At 45.2% G+C, this 21,093-nt stretch carries 15 protein-coding genes and 1 pseudogene; 3 read left to right on the forward strand and 13 right to left on the reverse strand.

Annotated elements, in window-relative coordinates; translation table 11 throughout:
* Positions 1 to 14: 14 nt before the first annotated feature.
* The 3 genes from FO447_RS06950 to FO447_RS06960 all read right to left on the reverse strand — a co-directional run bounded on the left by FO447_RS06950 (position 15) and on the right by FO447_RS06960 (position 1,933).
* Positions 15 to 557 (reverse strand): beta-class carbonic anhydrase, encoded by a 543-nt coding sequence (locus FO447_RS06950; protein ID WP_117587733.1) that lies wholly within the window; start codon positions 555 to 557, stop codon positions 15 to 17.
* 37 nt (positions 558 to 594) lie between these two features.
* Complete coding sequence (locus tag FO447_RS06955; protein WP_117727866.1) at positions 595 to 1,317, reverse strand: phosphatase; 723 nt, start codon at positions 1,315 to 1,317, stop codon at positions 595 to 597.
* 112 nt (positions 1,318 to 1,429) lie between these two features.
* A complete protein-coding gene (locus FO447_RS06960) occupies positions 1,430 to 1,933 on the reverse strand; it encodes a methylated-DNA--[protein]-cysteine S-methyltransferase (protein WP_200758233.1) in 504 nt (167 codons plus the stop codon).
* 277 nt (positions 1,934 to 2,210) lie between these two features.
* Here FO447_RS06960 and FO447_RS06965 point away from each other — a divergent pair, with 277 nt between their 5' ends.
* The gene (locus tag FO447_RS06965; RefSeq protein ID WP_117692292.1) at positions 2,211 to 2,963 is read left to right on the forward strand and encodes a YaaA family protein; all 753 of its coding nucleotides are present in this window, start codon (positions 2,211 to 2,213) and stop codon (positions 2,961 to 2,963) included.
* A gap of 505 nt (positions 2,964 to 3,468) precedes the next feature.
* Here the strand turns inward: FO447_RS06965 and FO447_RS06970 are convergent.
* From FO447_RS06970 to FO447_RS07015, 10 genes are all read right to left on the reverse strand, one after another.
* A complete protein-coding gene (locus tag FO447_RS06970; RefSeq protein WP_117727869.1) occupies positions 3,469 to 4,131 on the reverse strand; it encodes a hypothetical protein in 663 nt (220 codons plus the stop codon).
* Between the two features lie 180 nt (positions 4,132 to 4,311).
* Positions 4,312 to 6,084: an ATP-binding protein gene (locus FO447_RS06975; RefSeq protein WP_200758491.1), complete on the reverse strand. Its 1,773-nt coding sequence runs from the start codon at positions 6,082 to 6,084 to the stop codon at positions 4,312 to 4,314.
* 200 nt (positions 6,085 to 6,284) lie between these two features.
* Complete coding sequence (gene carB, locus FO447_RS06980; protein WP_200758235.1) at positions 6,285 to 9,518, reverse strand: carbamoyl-phosphate synthase (glutamine-hydrolyzing) large subunit; 3,234 nt, start codon at positions 9,516 to 9,518, stop codon at positions 6,285 to 6,287.
* A gap of 12 nt (positions 9,519 to 9,530) precedes the next feature.
* Positions 9,531 to 10,607 carry a glutamine-hydrolyzing carbamoyl-phosphate synthase small subunit gene (gene carA / locus FO447_RS06985; RefSeq protein ID WP_040553026.1) on the reverse strand — a complete coding sequence of 359 codons (1,077 nt, stop codon included), beginning with the start codon at positions 10,605 to 10,607 and terminating at the stop codon, positions 9,531 to 9,533.
* A 75-nt stretch (positions 10,608 to 10,682) separates the two neighbouring features.
* Positions 10,683 to 12,566: an amidophosphoribosyltransferase gene (locus tag FO447_RS06990; protein ID WP_006847423.1), complete on the reverse strand. Its 1,884-nt coding sequence runs from the start codon at positions 12,564 to 12,566 to the stop codon at positions 10,683 to 10,685.
* A gap of 105 nt (positions 12,567 to 12,671) precedes the next feature.
* The gene (glmS, locus tag FO447_RS06995; RefSeq protein WP_200758237.1) at positions 12,672 to 14,576 is read right to left on the reverse strand and encodes a glutamine--fructose-6-phosphate transaminase (isomerizing); all 1,905 of its coding nucleotides are present in this window, start codon (positions 14,574 to 14,576) and stop codon (positions 12,672 to 12,674) included.
* A 50-nt stretch (positions 14,577 to 14,626) separates the two neighbouring features.
* Positions 14,627 to 15,427 carry a polysaccharide biosynthesis/export family protein gene (locus tag FO447_RS07000; protein ID WP_117692284.1) on the reverse strand — a complete coding sequence of 267 codons (801 nt, stop codon included), beginning with the start codon at positions 15,425 to 15,427 and terminating at the stop codon, positions 14,627 to 14,629.
* A gap of 118 nt (positions 15,428 to 15,545) precedes the next feature.
* The gene (gene pyk, locus FO447_RS07005; RefSeq protein WP_200758240.1) at positions 15,546 to 17,000 is read right to left on the reverse strand and encodes a pyruvate kinase; all 1,455 of its coding nucleotides are present in this window, start codon (positions 16,998 to 17,000) and stop codon (positions 15,546 to 15,548) included.
* 258 nt (positions 17,001 to 17,258) lie between these two features.
* The gene (locus tag FO447_RS07010) at positions 17,259 to 17,882 is read right to left on the reverse strand and encodes a LemA family protein (RefSeq protein ID WP_228114265.1); all 624 of its coding nucleotides are present in this window, start codon (positions 17,880 to 17,882) and stop codon (positions 17,259 to 17,261) included.
* 55 nt (positions 17,883 to 17,937) lie between these two features.
* Positions 17,938 to 18,762 carry a TPM domain-containing protein gene (locus FO447_RS07015; RefSeq protein ID WP_118063790.1) on the reverse strand — a complete coding sequence of 275 codons (825 nt, stop codon included), beginning with the start codon at positions 18,760 to 18,762 and terminating at the stop codon, positions 17,938 to 17,940.
* 155 nt (positions 18,763 to 18,917) lie between these two features.
* Here FO447_RS07015 and FO447_RS07020 point away from each other — a divergent pair.
* Both FO447_RS07020 and FO447_RS07025 read left to right on the forward strand, forming a co-directional pair.
* Positions 18,918 to 19,214, forward strand: a pseudogene (locus FO447_RS07020) (HU family DNA-binding protein); the annotation flags it as partial.
* Positions 19,215 to 19,494: 280 nt separating this feature from the next.
* Complete coding sequence (locus FO447_RS07025) at positions 19,495 to 21,066, forward strand: Rne/Rng family ribonuclease (RefSeq protein WP_117692278.1); 1,572 nt, start codon at positions 19,495 to 19,497, stop codon at positions 21,064 to 21,066.
* The last annotated feature ends 27 nt before the right edge of the window (positions 21,067 to 21,093 follow it).

Consider the following 21,093-nt stretch of genomic DNA (forward strand, 5'->3'; position numbering starts at 1 on the left):
ATAATACCTTTATTCTATTTCACTTCTGTCAGTTTGCCCGTCTGTGAGTCAATGATATAACCATGAAGATTGACGTCTTTTGGTACGAGAGGGTGTGTACGGATCGTATTGATGGTATTCCTTACAGAATCCTCTGTGTCGTGGAATCCCTCCAGCCAATGGTCGAGGTCGATGCCGCAAAGCCCGATGGTATCGATAACATTCTGATGGATGCCACGTTTGAGCATCAATTTCTTCATCTGCTGTCCGTTCATGTGGCATGCACCGCAGTTGGAGTGGGCGATGACCATGATTTCCTCTACACCCAATTCGTAGATGGCTACAAGGAGACTACGCATGGCTGAGTCGAAAGGGCTGATAACCAGTCCACCGGCGTTCTTGATGAGCTTGGCATCTCCGTTCTTCAGGCCTAAAGCTGCTGGCAGAAGCTCAGTGAGGCGGGTGTCCATACAGGAAAGAATGGCAAGTTTCTTGTCTGGATATTTACTCGTAAGATACTTTTCGTAAGCCTTACTGGCTACGAAGTTTTCATTATACTTGATGATTTCTTCTATAATCATAGTCGTGTAAATTGAAATGTGAAACTAAATTTTCCTATTTTTCAGGGGTTGGCTTGAGGTAAGCCATGAATTTCTCTGGCTGATAGTTGAGAACCAGCTCATCCGGGAACTCTGCTTTTTCTACCAGTGGCATAATGTTGCTGTAGTCGGCAATCATCGCAGAGAAGTGGGCATCACTTCCGAAGATGACTGGAGTTTCATACTTCTTGGCAAGTTCCAGCAGTTCCAGATTATTGGGAGCAGCCACAGTCTTGTGGCGGATGGGAGCCATGGAATGGTTGTTGATTTCAAGCAAGGTATGCGTCTCCCTGGAAACTTTCATGAGTTCCTCGAAATCCAGTTCTGCCGTACCATCGCCGGGATGAGAGATAATCTGCACGAAGGGATTGCGCATGGCATTGATGACACCCTGCGTATTCTCCTCCTTACTTCCTCCCTGCCAGCAAAGGCTATGGATGCCTGCTATTCGGATATCCAGCATACGCCAGTAATCCTCGTCGAGATCGATATCTCCCTTCGTATTGAGGATGTTGAGTTCTGCTCCAAGCATCAGTTTGATTCCATAGAGCTGGCGTGGAACACAATGAAGGTTTCTGAAATAGATAGGATCACAGGTACCCGGGATATTGGGACCGTGCTCTGTGATTCCCAAGATATCCAACCCTTTCTCCTTTGCTGTCAAGGTCATTTCCTGCAAACTGCTGAAGGCATGACCTGATGCTATTGTATGTGTATGAACGTCTAATAATGTTTTCATGGTGCAAAGGTAATGATATTTACTAAGAATGTAAGAGAAACAACTATTAATTAATCAAAATTTGTTTTTACGGATATTTAAATTAATAATAAATCACCATTTTATGTTGGTTTTATTCAGCTTCAAGCTCCAATAGCTTTCTCTTTGCGTCCAATCCTCCGGCAAAACCTGTAAGGGAATGATTGCTTCCGATAACTCGATGGCAGGGAACGAAAATGCTGATGCCATTAGCTCCGATGGCACTTGCCACGGCTCTGATGCCGTTAGGTTTGCCTATACTTATAGCTATTTCCTTATAGCTTCTTGTCTCTCCATAGGGTATTTCGAGCAATGCATGCCATACTTTTTTCTGAAAATCAGTTCCTACAGGATGCAACGGAATATCAAATATCTTGCGGTTACCGGCAAAATATTCATCCAATTGCTTTTTGGTCTGATCCAGGATTGGGGATGTTTCTATCTTGAAATCAGCCTTCATATACCGCAAAAGCCGATGCTTATTGCGCTCTGCACATGGCATTTCATTCCAATCACAAAGGCACAGTTCGTCACCCATCGATGCCAAGATGATTTCTCCGCAAGGCGAATTGTAATATTGAATGTTTACTTGCTTCATTGTCTTAAACTGATATTTTTTGTTCATAAATCATACAGGTAAAAGAGGTATGAGAAAACTGTTTGACGAATCTCATATTTAACCGCCATACTAAGTAGTGTATTATATTGTTCTTTTCACGCAAAGGTAACAAATATTTATAGATTACACAAGAAAAAGTACTATATAATGCTCGTTTTATAAAAAATTTTAATTTTATGGGATTTTTCTTGGCTATTTAGCATTGTATATTGATTTTTTCTTATCTTTGCAAGTACAATTCAAAAGATTGATTATTATGCAGATATTATTGGCAAATGCCAAAATCATGTTTGAGAAGGCAGACAGGAAGCCTATCTCCGTGCCACTATTCCAATCAGTTGCCAATGACTTGGCCAAAGAAATGGCAATGATGAATGTAGAGGAATTGGCTAAGCAACTTGATTGCAGCAGCAAGATTGCTATGACGAACTGGAAGCGATATCATGATTTTATGGCTGCAGAGAAGATGCCTGCTATCCTGGCTTACAATGGTCAGGCATACAAACATTTGCGTGCCAGTTCTTTGAGCGAGGAGTCGTTAGAGTATGCCCAGAAACATCTCTGGATTACCTGCTTCCTTTATGGATTGCTTCGACCGTTGGATGGCATTGTACCTTATCGTATGGAGCATTGCGTATCGCTCGAAGCAACAAACGACAAGCCTATCAATCAGTTCTGGAAAGACAAACTGACAGATGTTCTCATCGATAGTGTGAAAGCTGACGATGGTATACTCATCCATCTTTCTACAGAGGAATATGAACATCTGTTTGATTGGAAGAGAGTATGTAAAGAGATAAAGGTCATTCAGCCACTCTTTTATGTCCGCCAGAAAGACGGCAGATTGAAGATGCAGGCTGTATGGGCTAAATCTTGCCGTGGAGCCATGGTGAGATATATCTTGAATAATCAGCTTCTTACTCCAGAGGAACTGGCAGGCTTCAGTTACGAAGGTTTTGAATATGAGCCAGAATTAGGAGAAGCTGCTTTTCCTCATTTCGTTTGTTGAAATAGAACAAAAGCAAACGAACGTTATAAAAGGAAGATGCTGTATGTTTGGATTGAATGAGAGCACCCAATATATCTCATAGAAGTATCATCATTTTACGATTGTACAACTAAAGAGGTTATTGCTGTACGACTAAAGAGGTTATAGTTGTACGACTAAAGGGTATACTGTTGTACAACTAAACAGGTTATAGCTGTACGACTAAAAAGTGTTGTCACTAGGCTCAGCAGAGGTGCTGACTGCAGTCAGCAGACCTGCTGACTAGGCTCGGCAGAGCTACTGAGCCTAGTGGCAATGTCTGAGAAGGTATATGCTTGTACTCTAAAAGACGCTTGTTCTGACTCCTGGAAACGCTTCTTTTAACTCTCGGATACGCATCCTTCAACGAGAAGAGACGCTTCATTCAAGTTAAGGAAACGATTAATTCAACGAGAAGAGACACTTCATTCAAGTTAAGGAACCGATTCCGTCAACCTAAAGAGCCGTTTCAACAACTACGTCTTAGTTACTCCTTCTTCCACAAACGATAGAGCGTTATTGGACCTTCCTTGGTAGCATACATTCTGGCAGCCGGTTCCTCACAGAGGTCATTCAACACCTTATTGGCGTGATAGCGGGTGACACCGAATTCACGAATCATATCCTTCACCGTGATATAACCCTGCTGCTGACAAATCTCTACAATATCAGCAAACTCCTTATCCGCCTCTTTTGGAGTAGATTTCACACTCCAATACTGTCGGCTGCAACCATTAGAGTGGCGCTTCAGCCTCTCCAGAAACTCCTTCGTGGGCTGAATTTCCAAGCCGCAGATATCCACCTCATTGGCTGGAATCAGATCCCCCTCATGATAGGTCCTTTTCCATTCGATTCCATTCTTGTCCTTATGCTTCACCATCCCCAGCTTAGGCTTGACGATAAACATATCGCCTACCCTCACCTCGTTGCCATCCGCCAGGGCATAAAGCGTCTCATCCTCCAGCGTTTCCAATGCGGAGATAAAGGACGAAACGTTCATCGCACAATGATCGCGAACACGCTTCTCCATCTTCTCCCTGTCAACGACATCCTGTTTCACGAACATCGGATGTATCTGATACTTACCGCTTTCGTCCTTCAAGGGCGTGCGATGCTCCAAATAATTGATTGAACCTGTTGCTCTAGCCATATTCTTAGTTTTTTGATCCTTTAAAAGATTATGCGCAAAAATACTGATTATTAGCGAGATAAGCAATTATTTTGTGTTAACTTTGTTAAAAGATAGAGATATAAATGGGTGTTTTGTGATAAAAGATAGAGTTATAAATGGGCATTTTATGATAAAAGATAGAGTTATAAACCCTATCTTTTACTCTATTTCCTCTATCCTTGCCAACTCCCAGCCCTTGAACTGCATGATAATCTTATGAAGCGTTGTGCCCTGGCGAAGAGACTCAACCCTCGGAGCATCGGCATATCGCCTAATCTGTTCCACAGCATCCAACCATTGCTTCTCCGACTTCTTCATAGGGCAACCATCTTCCTTCAAGACATCCTTCAACTCTTCATCAAACTCTTTTCTGGAGAGAACCTTGAGTTCGAGGATATAGCTGTGCTGACTGGCATAATGGGTATGATCAGGCAACAGGAAGAAATCACAATAGCCATGATTCAGCTCCAATTCGGGAGCCGTGATGTAATAATCGTTGAGGTTCAAGTATGCCATAAAGAAACCTTGCAGATTTCGCTCCGATTCTATTCCGTCACGCACAGAAGAAACCTTAGCGTAGGCATCAGCCATGAAACGCAGTCCTTCCTCCCATACTCCTTCATAAGCCATGTCGTAATAGTAATCCGTCAATCTGTTGGTATCCACATACGACTTTGCCTGATACTCTTCTTCCAAATATCCGTAATACTGCTTGCGAACATTATTATTAGGAATGCCCAAAATCAACTTAGAACCACGTGTACCCTTGATAGTCAACATACCATAATAAAAAAGCAAACTTGGGAAGATTTCAGCCTTCGGTATCTGATAGGCCGAGAACTGTTCCTCCAGCTGGGCAACAATCTGTCCCTCTTCCGCAATTTTACGGATGATACCCTTGCGCTCGCCATCCAACTTATCGAATTGCAAGAGTTTCTTCATCTTGCCATAATCGGTCTTGGTATTCGGGTCTATCATCTGCCGAGGAGAGCGTCCGTAATCCATATAATTGCGAAGATAGTAGAGCACCATATCGCAATTAAACATTCTGACACTCTTATTCAATGCTTCTTCTGCAAAGCAATAGTTGTCGTACCAAGGCTTCATATCGTTGACGATGGCTTCCACATCGCTATCTGCAGGAATGCTTCCCATCTCCTTATAATAAGTGAACATCTCGACTACATCCTTGGTAGAGAAGCCCAGCATCTCGTCGAACTCTGGCTTTACAGAGATATTCCATCCCACATTATACCCACTTGTCACATCATCCAGGGTTACAGGACTGACACCCATCATGAAGATGCGCTCGAAGTTTCCCTTGAACTTCTTGAAGACATCACGATAGAAACCATCGGCATGAGTAATGGCATGATACACTTTCTCACCATGTTCATTGAGCACTACATTAGTAAAATTATCATACTCGTCGATGATAAGATAAAGCTGAAAATGATTTGCCTTGGCTGCATCAAAGATTATCTGCATCTTATCAGCATACTGTGTCTTTGTTTTGATTTCCTGAACCTTCTTATCACCATAATATGCAGCATACTGCTCTGCAAAACTATCCAACTTGATACAGAGATAGGCGTTGAATCTTTCCTCCAAAACTTCTATCTTACCTGTAATTTGAGAAAAATCCAGGAACAGTACCTGGTAAATTCCTTGCAGGGATGTAGGATGCTGGCCTATCCACAAATTACCGAAGAGTTTTTCGAAACTCTCCTTCTGGTTACAGTCATAGTAAGAGTAGAGCATACTAAGAAATATGCTCTTTCCAAAACGCCGGGGACGGATGAAGAAGAGATTGCGAGGCTGCTTCTCCAGCTCTGGCAAAAACATCGTCTTATCGACATAATATAGATTCTGACTCATCACCGTGGCGAAATCAGACACTCCGTATGGTACTTGTTTTACTTGCTGTTTCATCATGCTATGAAATTTAACCAGTTTACATATGCAAAGTTACGGCTTTATTTTGAAACAACCAAAGTTTTCACTGCTTTTTTGTTCAAATAAGAAATCCCTGCCATAGGAAGCCTTTCCTACAGCAGGGATTTTTCTATTTGGGAATCATCAAGAATGACTTAACTGTCAATTCTTAATCACTAATAAATAATCACTAAACATTATTTATACTCTCCCCAAGCCTTGATATCGATATCCTCGAGCTTGGTGGTGCAGAATGCATAGATGAACGCACTCGCCAGACGGCTGTTGGTAATCAATGGCACGTTCAGGTCGATGGCTGCACGGCGAATCTTATAACCATTGCTCAACTCACTGCTGGTCAAGTTCTTTGGAATATTCACTACCATATCAATCTCGTGATTGTGGAGCATCTCCAAAGCCTTTGGTGCACCGCCTTCTGCCTCCTCTGATGGCCAGAGCACACGGGTGTTCTCGATGCCATTCTCGGTGAGGAACTTGCTACTACCACCGGTTGCATACAGCTTGTAACCATGCTTAACCAGCATCTGGGCTGCATCGAGCAAATCTACCTTCTGCTTAGCAGAACCTGTAGAAAGCAGGATGTTCTTGGCTGGAATGCGATGACCCACAGAAAGCATACTCTTCAGAAGTGCGGTAGATGTATCGTCGCCCAAGCAACCTACCTCACCCGTACTGCTCATATCCACACCCAATACTGGGTCTGCCTTCTGCAAACGGTTGAAGCTGAACTGAGATGCCTTGATACCTACATAGTCGAGATCGAAGAGGTTCTTGTGTGGCTTCTCTACTGGCAAACCGAGCATTACGCGGGTAGCCAACTCGATGAGGTTGATCTTCAATACCTTGCTTACGAATGGGAACGAACGGCTGGCACGCAAGTTACACTCGATAACGAGAATATCATTGTCACGAGCCATGAACTGGATGTTGAACGGACCGTTGATGTGCAACTCCTTGGCAATCTGACGACCTACTCGCTTCACACGACGAACTGTCTCAACATACAACTTCTGAGGAGGGAACTGAATGGTAGCATCGCCTGAGTGAACACCGGCAAACTCGATGTGCTCAGAAATCGCATAGGCAATCACCTCGCCATTCTTTGCCACAGCATCCATCTCAATCTCCTTGGCATGTTCGATAAACTTACTTACTACCACTGGGTGATCCTCACTCACGTTGGCAGCCAACTGCAGGAATCGCTTCAGCTCTTCCTCGTTAGAACATACGTTCATCGCAGCACCAGAAAGAACGTAACTTGGACGAACCAATACAGGGAAGCCTACACGCTCGATGAAGTTGTCGATGTCCTCCATAGAGGTCAGGGCGCTCCACTCTGGCTGGTTGATGCCGTTGTTGGTCAACATCTGAGAGAACTTGGCACGGTCCTCAGCGTTATCGATGTCCTTGGCAGCAGTACCCAGGATTGGCACGTTCTGTGCATCCAGGTGCATAGCCAGGTTGTTTGGAATCTGACCACCGGTAGATACGATGACGCCATGAGGCTGCTCCATCTCGATGATATCCATCACACGCTCGAAGGTCAACTCGTCGAAGTAGAGACGGTCGCACATATCGTAGTCGGTAGATACGGTCTCTGGGTTGTAGTTGATCATCACTGAGCGCCAGCCTTCCTTGCGGATGGTGTTCAATGCCTGAACGCCACACCAGTCGAACTCTACGGAAGAACCGATGCGGTAAGCACCCGAACCGAGTACGATGATAGAACGGTGGTCGTTCTCGAAGGTGATGTCGCTCTTCACACCTGCATAAGTTACATAGAGGTAGTTGGTCTGGGCAGGATACTCTGCTGCCAGGGTATCAATCTGCTTTACTACAGGCAGGATGCCATAGCTCTTGCGCTTGTTGCGAACCAGCAGGGCTGCCTTGTGCATGTTGCCCAACTCCTGCTCCAAGCCCACGGCACGAGCAACCTGGAAGTCGGTGAAACCGTAAACCTTAGCAGAACGGAGCAGAGCCTGACCGATGGTATTGATGTTGCACTTCTTCATCGCCTCGTCGATGTCGATGATGTGCTTCAACTTCTCAAGGAACCACTTGTCAATCTTGGTCAAGTCGTGAATCTGATCTACGGTATAACCCTTGTGCATTGCCTTTGAAATCACGAACACACGCTTATCTGTTGGCTCGCGCAAAGCTGCATCGATATCATCGATTTCAAGCTCCTTGTTCTCTACGAAACCGTGCATGCCCTGACCAATCATACGAAGACCCTTCTGGATGGCCTCCTCGAAGTTGCGGCCGATGGCCATTACCTCACCTACTGACTTCATAGATGAACCCAACTCCTTATCTACGCCACGGAACTTAGACAAGTCCCAACGAGGAATCTTACAAACTACGTAGTCCAATGCTGGCTCGAAGAAGGCAGATGTGGTCTTGGTTACTGAGTTCTTCAACTCGAACAGACCGTAGCCCATACCGAGCTTGGCTGCAACGAAGGCAAGAGGATAACCAGTAGCCTTAGATGCCAAGGCTGATGAACGGCTCAAACGGGCATTCACCTCGATTACACGATAATCCTCGCTCTTAGGGTCGAAGGCATACTGCACGTTACACTCACCCACGATTCCGATGTGACGGATAATCTTGATGGCGAGGGCACGGAGCTTATGATACTCAGCATTGCTCAGGGTCTGAGATGGAGCGATGACGATACTCTCACCAGTATGGATTCCCAGTGGGTCGAAGTTCTCCATGTTACAAACTGTGATACAGTTGTCGTAACGGTCGCGAACCACCTCATACTCAATCTCTTTCCAGCCCTTCAAACTCTTCTCTACCAATACCTGTGGAGAGAAAGAGAAAGCCTTCTCAGCGAGTTTGTTCAGCTCCTCCTCGTTGTCTGCGAAACCGGAACCGAGACCACCCAAGGCGTAAGCAGCACGGATGATGACAGGATAACCGAGCTCAGCAGCAGCCTTGCGGGTCTGCTCGATGTTCTCGCAAGCCTCACTCTTGATGGTCTTCACGTTGATTTCATCCAGCTTCTCTACGAAGAGCTCACGGTCCTCAGTATCCATGATAGCCTGTACTGGAGTACCCAATACCTTGACATTATATTTCTCCAGGATGCCCTGGCGATAGAGTTCCACACCACAGTTGAGGGCTGTCTGACCACCGAAGCTGAGGAGGATTCCGTCTGGCTTCTCCTTCTGGATGACACGCTCTACGAAGTATGGCTGCACTGGCAGGAAGTAAATCTGGTCGGCAACACCTTCTGATGTCTGTACGGTTGCGATATTCGGGTTGATGAGCACAGTCTCGATACCTTCCTCGCGCAATGCCTTCAGGGCCTGCGAACCTGAGTAGTCGAACTCACCTGCTTCACCGATCTTCAAGGCTCCAGAACCTAAGAGGAGCACCTTCTTTATATTTTCGTCTTTCATCTTTATTCCTAATTATTTAAGTGTTTCTACAAACTTATCAAACATGAACTCTGTATCCACAGGACCTGAGCAAGCCTCTGGGTGGAACTGGCTTGAGAACCAAGGGTTCACCTTGTGGCGGATACCCTCGTTAGAGCCATCATTCATATTTACAAAAAGCTCCTCCCAGTCGTTGCCCAATGTCTTGGCATCAACGGCATAACCGTGGTTCTGAGAGGTGATGTAGCAATTGTTGGTTCCTACCATGCGCACAGGCTGGTTGTGTGAACGGTGACCATACTTCAACTTGTAGATAGTAGCACCGGCTGCCTTAGAAAGCAACTGGTTACCCATACAGATACCGCAGATAGGCTTGCGGCTCTGACTGATCTGCTTGCGAATAATGTTTACTGCATCCTCACACATATCCGGGTCACCAGGACCATTTGCCAGGAACAGGCCGTCGAAGTCCATATCGGTGTAATCGTAATTCCATGGCACACGGATCACCTCTACGCCTCTGTTGATGAGGCAACGGATGATGTTTGCCTTCACACCGCAGTCAACGAGAACCACCTTCTTGCCGGCACCCTCGTTGTAACGGATAATCTCCTTGCAGCTCACCTGGTCAACGAAGTTTACACCCTCGTAGTTTGCCTCAGGGATGTTGTCTGGTTCATCATCAAAGAGAATCTTACCCATCATCACACCATGCTCACGAAGCACCTTAGTCAACTCACGGGTGTCGATGCCTGTGATTCCTGGCACCTTTTCGCGCTTCAACCAGTCGGCAAGACTCTCCACTGCATTCCAGTGGCTGTACTGCTCGCTGTAATCATTCACGATGATGGCAGAAGCATAAATCTTGTCACTCTCCATGAAGGTTGGCAAACCATTCTCCTCAAAAGTAAATGGTGGCACACCATAGTTGCCCACGAGAGGGAATGTAAGTGTCATCAACTGACCGGCGTAAGAAGGGTCGGTCAAACTCTCTGGATATCCCATCATGGCTGTGTTGAACACAACCTCGCCCGCTACAGGAGCGTCATATCCAAAAGATTTGCCATGGAACTTGGTTCCATCGCTCAAAACTAAGGTTACTTTTTTCATATCTGACATTTGATTCTTTTATTTCATACTTATAAGAGCAAATGAATTCTTCACTCTTCGCTCTTCTCTATTCACTTATTTATGATAAACGTTTTCGATGTAGTTTACAAACGACTGGTTGCAGAGCTTCGTGCCGCCTGGGGTTGGATAATGACCGGTGAAATACCAGTCGCCCTTGTGGTTTGGAATCGCCTCGCGCAAGCCCTCGATGCTTTGGAATACGAGTTGGATAGGAGTAGTCATGCCCTCTGGGCGAAGCATCTCTACTATCTTCTCGTTGATTTCCTCGGTGCTGAATGGCTTATAGATGGAGCGTACCGGATTGATCTGCTCCTCCTTTGGCTTTGCCAGTTCTGCCTTGCAAGCCTCATAGGTCTGCTCGATAAGGTCTTCCATCTTGCGCTCTTTCAAAAGCTGGATGGCAGCACGGAACACGCAGAACTCTTCCAGTCTTGCCATATCGATACCGTAATAATCCGGATAACGGATCTGAGGGGCACTGGAAACCACTACGATCTTTTTAGGATGCAGACGGTCGAGGATGCGGAGAATACTCTCCTTCAGGGTTGTACCGCGCACGATACTATCATCGATAATGACAAGATTATCCACATTCGGCTCAATGCTTCCATAGGTTACATCATACACATGGCTCGCCAGGTCGTTACGACTGTTGCCCTCAGTGATAAAGGTACGGAGTTTGATATCCTTCCATGCTATCTTTTCTGAGCGGACGAAGTCGCCGAGGATTTCGTATAATTCTTCTTTTGAAGGAACATGGTCGAGGTTGGCAATCTGCTCAATCTTGGTCTCATTAAGATACTTCTTGAAACCGCTCAACATGCCATAGTAAGCCACCTCGGCAGTGTTCGGGATATAGCTGAACACGGTGTGGTCTACATCATAATCCACAGCCTTCAGGATAGGCTGGGTCAACTGCTCCCCCAACTGCTTACGCTCCTTATAGATATCCTTGTCGGAACCACGACTGAAGTAGATGCGCTCGAATGAGCAGGCTGAATCGCCCTTCTGCTCCATGATGCGCTCGATGCTGCACTCTCCGTTCTTCTTCACGAGAAGCGCCGTGCCCGGCATCAGTTCCTGCACTTCCTCTGCCTCCAGGTCGAAGGTGGTCTGGAGTACAGGGCGCTCGCTGGCTACTACCACGATTTCATCGTTCTTGTAATAGAACGCAGGACGGATGCCCCAAGGGTCGCGCATAGAGAACATTTCACCCGAACCGGTGATACCGCAAACCACATAACCGCCATCAAAGTTCTTCATCGTGGTCTTGAGTACATTGCTCATCTTCACGTGGTCTTCTATATAGTTGGTGATATCGGTATTCTGCATCTCCATCGCCTTTGCAGCTACGAAGTTGCGCTCCACCTCTCTGTCCAGACGGTGCCCCATCAGTTCAAGCATGATGTAGGTGTCGCTGTAGATGCGAGGACTCTGGCCCTGCTTGGTCAGTTCCTCGAAGATTTCATCTACGTTGGTCATGTTGAAGTTACCACAAAGGCAGAGGTTCTTCGCCTTCCAGTTGTTACGTCGCAGGAATGGGTGCACATACTGAATACCACTCTTTCCGGTGGTACTGTAGCGCAGGTGTCCCATATAAAGTTCGCCTGCAAAAGGCAGTTCCTCTTTAGCGAACTTTGCATCAGCAAGCTGCTCGGGAGTCAGGCTCTTGAAGTTGGCATTCGCCTTGCCGAAGATTTCGGTCACGGCATTCTTGCCCTCTGCACGCTCACGGAACATATACTCATGACCAGGCTTACCGCCCAGTTTGACACAAGCCATACCAGCACCCTCCTGGCCACGGTTGTGCTGCTTCTCCATCATCAGATAGAGTTTGTTGAGTGCGTACATCCAAGTACCATACTTCTGCTGGTAATACTCCAGTGGCTTGAGCAATCTGATCATTGCTACACCACACTCATGTTTCAATGGTTCCATCTCTCTATTATCCTTATCTTATTTAGTTAAATTTGAATATACCTATCCGAGGGATTCCCCTCCAAAAAAAGGGAAACGTCAAGAAATGACGAATCCCTTTATATATTATTCTACAGTAACTGACTTGGCCAAGTTTCTAGGTTGGTCAACGTCCTTGCCCTTACATACAGCTACATGGTAAGCCAAGAGCTGCAAAGGAATGGTAGCCAATAATGGCTCCAAGCACTCCAAGGTCTCAGGGAGTTCAATCACTTCGTCGGCAATCTTGGAAATGATTTCATCGCCATTGCTGACAATAGCAATAACACGACCCTGACGGGCTTTAATCTCCTGAATATTAGACAAGACCTTCTCGTACATGAAGTTGTGGGTAGCAATAACTACCACTGGCATATCGCTGTCAATCAATGCGATAGGACCATGCTTCATCTCCGCTGCAGGATAACCCTCAGCGTGGATGTAGCTAATCTCCTTCAACTTCAATGCACCCTCAAGGGCCACAGGATACTGGAATCCACGGCCCAGATAGATGAAATTGCGAGCGTATGTAAACGTACGGCTCAAGTCAGCTATCTTATTGTTGAGCTTCAACACTTCCTTCATCTTGGCAGGAATGTTCCAAAGCTGTTCTGTAATCTTCTGATATTCATTTTCGCTGATGGTTCCCCTCTCCTTACCGATGGCAAGTGCCAGAAGGATAAGGACGGTAACCTGACCAGTGAACGCCTTGGTAGAGGCAACACCAATCTCCGGACCTACGTGAATATAGGTACCTGTATCTGTTTCTCGGGCAATGGAAGAACCTATCGAGTTACAGATACCATAGATAAACGCACCGCTCTCCTTGGCAAGCTTGATGGCAGCCAGGGTATCAGCGGTTTCACCACTCTGGGAAATGGCGATGACGACATCGTCCTTCGTTACCACAGGATTACGGTAACGGAATTCAGATGCATATTCCACTTCTACAGGGATGCGGCAATAGTTCTCTATCATCTGCTTGCCGATAAGTCCGGCATGCCATGATGTACCACAAGCCACGATGATGATTCGCTTGGCATTGAGAAGCTGCTGGCGATGGTCGGTAATGGAGCTGAGCACGACACCCATCTCTGTCTCCTTCTTGCTGGTTGTATCGTCGCCATCAGTCATTACGCGAGTTTCCACTGTGCGGCTAACTACACGGCCACGCATACAGTTACGAAGGCACTCTGGCTGCTCAAAAATTTCCTTCAACATAAAGTGAGGGAAACCACCCTTCTCTATCTGACCGAGATCAATGTCTACGGTCTGTACTTCAGGGTTGAGTTTAACGTTCTGGATGTTCACCACCTGCAATTCCTCACCGAGGCGCATCACAGCGATGTTACCATCCTCCAGATAAACCACCTTATCTGTATATTCGATGATAGGACTGGCATCAGAACCGAGATAAAACTCACCATCCTTTCCGATACCTACAACCAACGGACTCTGCTTACGGGCAGCAATGATCTGATTAGGGTTACGCTTATCAAGAATAGCGATAGCGTAGGCTCCGATTACCTGACGGAGAGCCACCTGAACGGCAGTCAGCAAGTCGAGATTTTTCTTTATCTGAATATATTCAATCAGCTGAACGAGAACCTCAGTATCCGTCTCGCTCTTAAACTCTACTCCCTTAGCAATGAGATTCTTCTTGATATCGGCATAGTTTTCTATGATTCCATTATGAATCATGGCAAGGTTCTTGCTAGAGGAATAATGCGGGTGAGCATTTACAGCTGAAGGCTCTCCATGGGTAGCCCAACGAGTATGAGCAATACCCACATGTCCCGAAATATCCTTATCAGAGCAGAACGCTTCAAGATCTGCCACCTTACCCTTTGCTTTGTAAACGTTCAAAGCACCATCATTACTGATAAGAGCCACGCCTGCACTATCATATCCACGATATTCCAGACGCTTTAAACCTTTGATAAGAGCAGGATAAGCCTCACCCTTACCTAAATATCCTACAATGCCACACATATATATTATTATTTTTGTAGTATCCTGATTTTACTCCCACCTATTACCTGCTATCGCAAGATATTGACAATCAATGATGCAATAGAAATCAATGTTCCAACGGCAGAGAACCACAATGTAGTAGATGAACCGATAGATGAGTTTTGAGCTTTCACCTTATTTGGTTCTACATAGATAATATCATTCTGCTGCAGATAATAGAATGGTGAATTAATAATATTTGCATCATTCAAGTTCATACGATAAGTATGCTTCTCTCCTGCTGCATCCTGACGAATCAATAATACATTGTCACGCTTACCATAGATGGTTAAGTCGCCACACTGTGCCAAAGCTTCAAGAATACTCATCTTCTCCTGTGGAGCATAAATAATTCCTGGCTTTTCTACTTCACCTAATACAGATACATGGTAACTGCCCATGCGAACCGTAACAATAGGATTTTCTTTTTCTGCCAGATAAGGCTTCACCTTATTCTTGATGAGATCTTCAGCCTGCTTCTTGGTCAAACCACCGACATGCAAGGTTCCAACAACAGGAAACTCAATATTACCATCATTATCAACCAGATATCCTTGCAGGGAACCACTACCATAACTCAGCTGTCCGCCTGTACCCAATGTTTGAGAGACAGAGAGGTTGAAAGGCATGGCAGCCTTTGGATCTGTTGTAATTACTGTAATTGTAAGTTCGTCCTTAGGCATAATCTTGGCTTCATAAAGCATTCTTGAAGCAGCCAAGCTGATAGAATCTGCATTTTGGAAATAAGCTACATTCTTAGTACTTCCACAACTGCCAAGTACTAAGAGTATAGTCAAAGCGACTAAAACTGAACTAACGAGTTTTTTCATTTTCTAAAATTTTCGTTTTAAAATATTGGTGCAAAATTACGGTATTTTTTTGAATACTGCAAATTTTTGCACCAATAATTCTATTTACGTCTATTTTTTTTTGAAATAATAGCCTTTTTTACTTATCTTCGATGCCATTTGATGGCAAATTAAAGCTATAACTGTTATCGAAAATCTTCTTCACTTTATTAATCTCAACGAAGGTTGTGCCTCCCCCCTCTCCAAAGCTACCGCTCAGATAAGCAATTTTATCCTCCTCACCTAAGTAGCCTTTCTGGCGAAGCATACGTACCGCTGCGGTAAACATAGCCTTGGTAGAAACCTGATCCTTCTGATGAATTGGAATAATACCATAGCTCAGATTCAACCAGCGCTGGAGTTTCTCCTTATAGCAGATTGCCAATACCGGATTTGGGCCACGGAAGGCTGCCAGGTCGCGTGCAGTCTGACCAGTCTCACCATCGGTAATAATACCGGCAACACCCAACTTCTTAGTAGCCTCAATGGCAGCATGAGCCAGGAAGAGCTTCTGGTCAATCTTACCATCTTCCATTGGGTCAATATCATTCAGTGGAGACTTATCCTTCTCTGCCTGCTCAGCAATACGGGCCATGGTCTGCACAGCCTCTACAGGATACTTTCCGCTTGCTGTTTCACCAGAAAGCATCAGCGCATCGGTGCGATAGAAGATAGCATTGGCAATATCGGTTACCTCTGCACGGGTAGGACGTGGATTCTTAATCATGGTATGCAACATCTGTGTAGCAACGATTACCGGTTTCTGCGCCTTCACACACTTAGAGATGATGCGGCGCTGGATGCCTGGAATTCTCTCGATTGGCACCTCGATACCCAGGTCACCACGGGCAACCATGATACCATAGCAGGCATCAATAATCTCGTCAATATTATCAACACCTTCCTGATTTTCTATCTTTGAGATAATCTTGATATCACTGTTGTGAGCGTCCAAGATATCCTGAACTGCCTTCACATCGGCTGCATTGCGCACAAAAGAGTGAGCGATGAAATCAATATCCAACTCGATAGCGAGTTCAATATTCCGGCGGTCTTTCTCTGTCAGTGCAGGCAGGTCGATATGCTCTCCCGGCACATTCACGCTCTTGTGAGCCCCGAGCACTCCCTCGTTCTGAACCTCGGCAACCAGCATAGGCCCCTGGCTGTCGATAATCTTCATATCGAGTTCACCATCATCGAAGAGCAAATCATCACCTACCTTAACATCGGCTGCGATGTCAGGATAGCTCACATTCACAATATCATGAGAAGACTCCATTTCCGGACGTCCAAAGATTTTCACTACATCACCAACATTGTAGTGGATAGGTTCCTTCACATCTGTAGTTCGCACCTCAGGACCTTTGGTATCAATCATAATACCAATATGTGGAGACACGGCTCTTACATTCTTTACGATGGTGCGTATACCCTCTTCTGTGGCATGAGCAGTATTCATACGAACAACGTTCATACCGGCGAAAAACAGTTTTCGGATAAAATTCTGATCACATCTACGATCACTGATGGAAGCGACAATCTTTGTTTGTTTCATATTTGTAATTTACCTTATTGAAATTTCAATGTTTGCGGTATTTCTACCATATTTCTTAAATTGCGTGCAAAGATACAAAGAATTTCTGAAATAAAAAGCATCTGAAATACAAAATATATATAAAATATTAAGTTACTTTCAAATTGAAAGCGCATAAAACAGAAAATCTAGCCAATGGGACACTTCTCGTTCCCATTGACTAGATAACAAATCTATTAATCCCGTTGAAAAACAGGATTTTTAATGATCAATTCTAAATTAGATATCCAAGTCTGGCGCCTTCTCAGCTCCTGCAGCTGCCTCAAACTTAGGCATCACATTGAAATTGAAGAGGCCGGCGATAAGGGCACTAGGCATTTTCCTAACCGTCTGGTTATAGTTCTGGACGGCTTCGTTATATTTGCGACGTGCCTCACTGATGCGGTTTTCCGTACCCTCTTCCTGAACCTGAAGAGCCTTGAAGTTCTCGCTGGCTTTCAACTCAGGATATTTCTCGGCTACTACCATCAGTTTGGAGAATGCATTCGCCAACTCGCCCTGTGCTGCAGCATACTTCTTCAGGCTAGCCTCAGTAAGATTATTGGCATCCAGCTTTACCTGACCAACAGCAGCACGAGCCTTGGTTACCTCGGCAAAGGTTTCTTTCTCATGCTTGGCATAAGCCTTTACGATCTTTGCCAACTGTGGCATCATGTCTGCACGACGCTGATACTGAGTCTGAACATTAGCCAACTCTGTGGTAGCCAACTCCTGTTTCTCTACCAATCCGTTATAACCACTGAACATCCATAGTACCAGCACAACTATGATGCCCAGGATAATCCAACTTTTCTTTATACCTCTTTTTGCCGGTTGCATGTTTGAATTCATTGTCTGTTCCATTGTCATTATTATTAATTATTAATTCTAAACTATAAACTATTAACTATCAAAGGCATCACCATCCTCCGCCAGAGCCGCCTCCGCTAAAGGAGCCTCCGCCAAAAGAACCGCCCGAGAAACCGCCGCCGGAAGAACCGCCACCTCCCATAAAGAAAGGAGGTATCCAGTCATCGTCATTGTTTCTCCTACGAGACTGGTTTCTCTGATTGCTCTTCGGTCTTGGCTTCACAATGCCGAGCATCTCCAGAATATACCTGATAAACAGATAGATAGGAATACCGAAGAAGATAAGGAACAGGATAATGACCAGGAACCAGTCCTCTTCGTCATTAACCGAACCTTCATCAACATCCGCAATTCCCGTCCGTCCACTTTTCACCTTATTATATATAGCACGGCTCACAGATGCTACTGCCTCGCCCGGATTGCCTTCACGCATATACTTCACGATGCAAGCCCGGGCAATATCATCGCAGTCCACATCGGTCAACTCCCCCTCCAGTCCACTTCCTGGAGCAATAAAGTACTTATGGTCCTCCACCGCGATGACGATAACCAGTCCTCTCCGGCTCTTCTTGTAACCGATACCATATTGGTTGCCCACATCCTGCGCCATCCGGAAGGCATCCTGGTTGTCAACCTTTCCCACAATGATGAGCACATTCTGTACGCCACACTCCAACTTCAGTTTCTGAAGATAGAAATTGGCAGAATCCTTCTGAGCCTTATCAACATATCCATCCGGGTCGGAAACATATTGCGTAGAATCCCTGAGGAAAGGAATCGGTACATTTTTCGCCGTCCAGACCTCCCCAGCCGTCAACGCCAATGCATGAAAGGCAACCATCATCAAAGCCAAAAAATATCTCTTAAATCTCATAATTTCTCTATTTTGGTGCAAAAATACGCAATAAAAACCTTATATGCAAATACTTAGAGCATTATTTTTGCAAAAAAAGCCTTAAGTATTTTGTTATATCATAAAAAACTTGTATCTTTGCACACCGAAATAAAGATTAACAAGTAAAATTAGTAAAAAATAAAGAAATGACCAAAGCAGATATCATTAATGAGGTAGCTATCGCTACTGGTATGCCTAAGAAAGAAGTAGGTACTGTAGTAGAGGCTTTTATGGAAGAGGTTAAGAAGTGCCTCATCGAAAAGAAGGACAATGTATACTTGCGTGGCTTCGGCAGCTTCAACATCAAGCATCGTGCTGCTAAGACTGCCCGTAACATCTCTAAGAATACAACCATCACCATTCCAGCTCACGACTTGCCAAGCTTCAAGCCATCAAAGAGCTTCATCGAGGAGATGCAGAACGCTCAGTAATACTGCTGGACAGGAAGAGAGAAATATCATTTTTTATAATAACAATATTTTAAAATTTTAAAATCATGCCAAACGGAAAGAAAAAGAAGGGCCACAAGATGGCTACTCACAAGCGTAAAAAGAGATTACGTAAGAACAGACATAAGAGCAAGTAAGCTAGCATTGTAGCTAGTCTACTATAGCTCTCGGTCAGTTCGTGACTGAGGGGGTGTGTCAGTTCAGATATGGAATGACATACCCTTTTTTTGTATTAATTTAAAGTAAAAAGATTATTGAAGATATGACAAGCGAAGTTGTAATTGATGTCCAACAGAAAGACATCTCTATCGCACTCATGGAGGACAAGCAGCTGGTGGAATACCAGAACGAACCTCGTGAAGCATCGTTCTCTGTGGGCAACATCTACATCGCAAAGGTAAAAAAACTGATGCCGGGTCTTAACGCCTGCTTCGTGGATGTAGGTTATGAACGCGACGCCTTTCTTCATTATCTTGACCTAGGAAGTCATTTTAATTCCTACCAGAAGTACCTTAAACAAGTACAGAGCGACAGAAAGAAACTTTTCCCATTCTCTAAAGCCAGCAAAATGCCTGAATTGGAAAAGGACGGCAGCATACAGAATGTACTCAAAGCAGGACAGGAAGTGCTGGTACAAATCGTAAAGGAACCAATCTCTACCAAGGGACCTCGACTCACAGGCGAAATCTCATTCGCGGGCCGATACCTGGTACTCATGCCATTCGGTGATAAAGTTTCTGTCTCGTCGAAAATTAAAAGCGGTGAAGAACGCTCCCGACTCAAACAACTCATTCACAGCATCAAACCAAAGAATTGCGGCGTTATCGTCCGCACTGTGGCTGAGGGTAAGAAGGTCGCTGAGCTCGATGCTGAGCTGAAAGTCCTGGTGAAGCGATGGGAGGATGCTATCGCCAAGGTACAGAAGACCCAGCAGCGCCCGCAACTTGCATTCGAGGAGACCGGAAGAGCCGTTGCTCTCTTGCGTGACTTGTTTAACCCATCTTACGAGAACATCTACGTGAACAACGAAGATGTGATGAACGAGGTGAAGAACTATGTTTCTCTAATAGCCCCTGAAAAGGCGGGCATAGTTAAGCTCTACACCGGTAAGGTGCCTATCTTCGACAATTTCAGCATTACCAAGCAGATTAAAGCTGGCTTTGGTCGTGTTGTTAACTACAAGCATGGTGCTTATCTCATCATCGAGCACACCGAGGCCTTGCATGTTGTCGATGTAAACAGTGGTAACAGAACTCGTGAGAAAGGTCAGGAAGCAAATGCACTGGATGTTAACCTCGGTGCTGCTGATGAGTTGGCTAGACAATTGCGCCTCCGAGATATGGGAGGTATCATTGTTGTCGACTTCATCGACATGAATCTTGCCGAAGACCGACAGTTGCTCTATGAGCGCATGTGTAAGAACATGCAGAAGGACCGTGCCAAGCACAACATCCTGCCATTGAGCAAGTTCGGGCTGATGCAGATTACACGCCAGCGTGTACGTCCGGCTATGGATGTGAATGTAGATGAAACCTGCCCTACCTGTTTCGGTACGGGCAAGATTAAGTCTAGCATCCTCTTTACCGACCAGTTGGAAAGAAAAATCGACCGCCTAGTCAACAAGATCGGCGTCAAGAAATTCACTTTGTATGTGAATCCTTACGTGGCTGCCTTCATCAACAAGGGCTTCATTTCCCTGAAGCGCAGATGGCAGTTTAAGTATGGTTTCGGCTTCAATGTGATTCCTTCCCAGAAACTGGCATTCCTCCAGTACGAATTCTACGACAAGGACAACCAGTATCTGGACATGCAGGAAGAACAGGAAACAAAGTAAGTTTTTAATTATCAGAAAAAAGCTCCA

The organism is Segatella copri (assembly GCF_015074785.1).
GTDB lineage: Bacteria > Bacteroidota > Bacteroidia > Bacteroidales > Bacteroidaceae > Prevotella.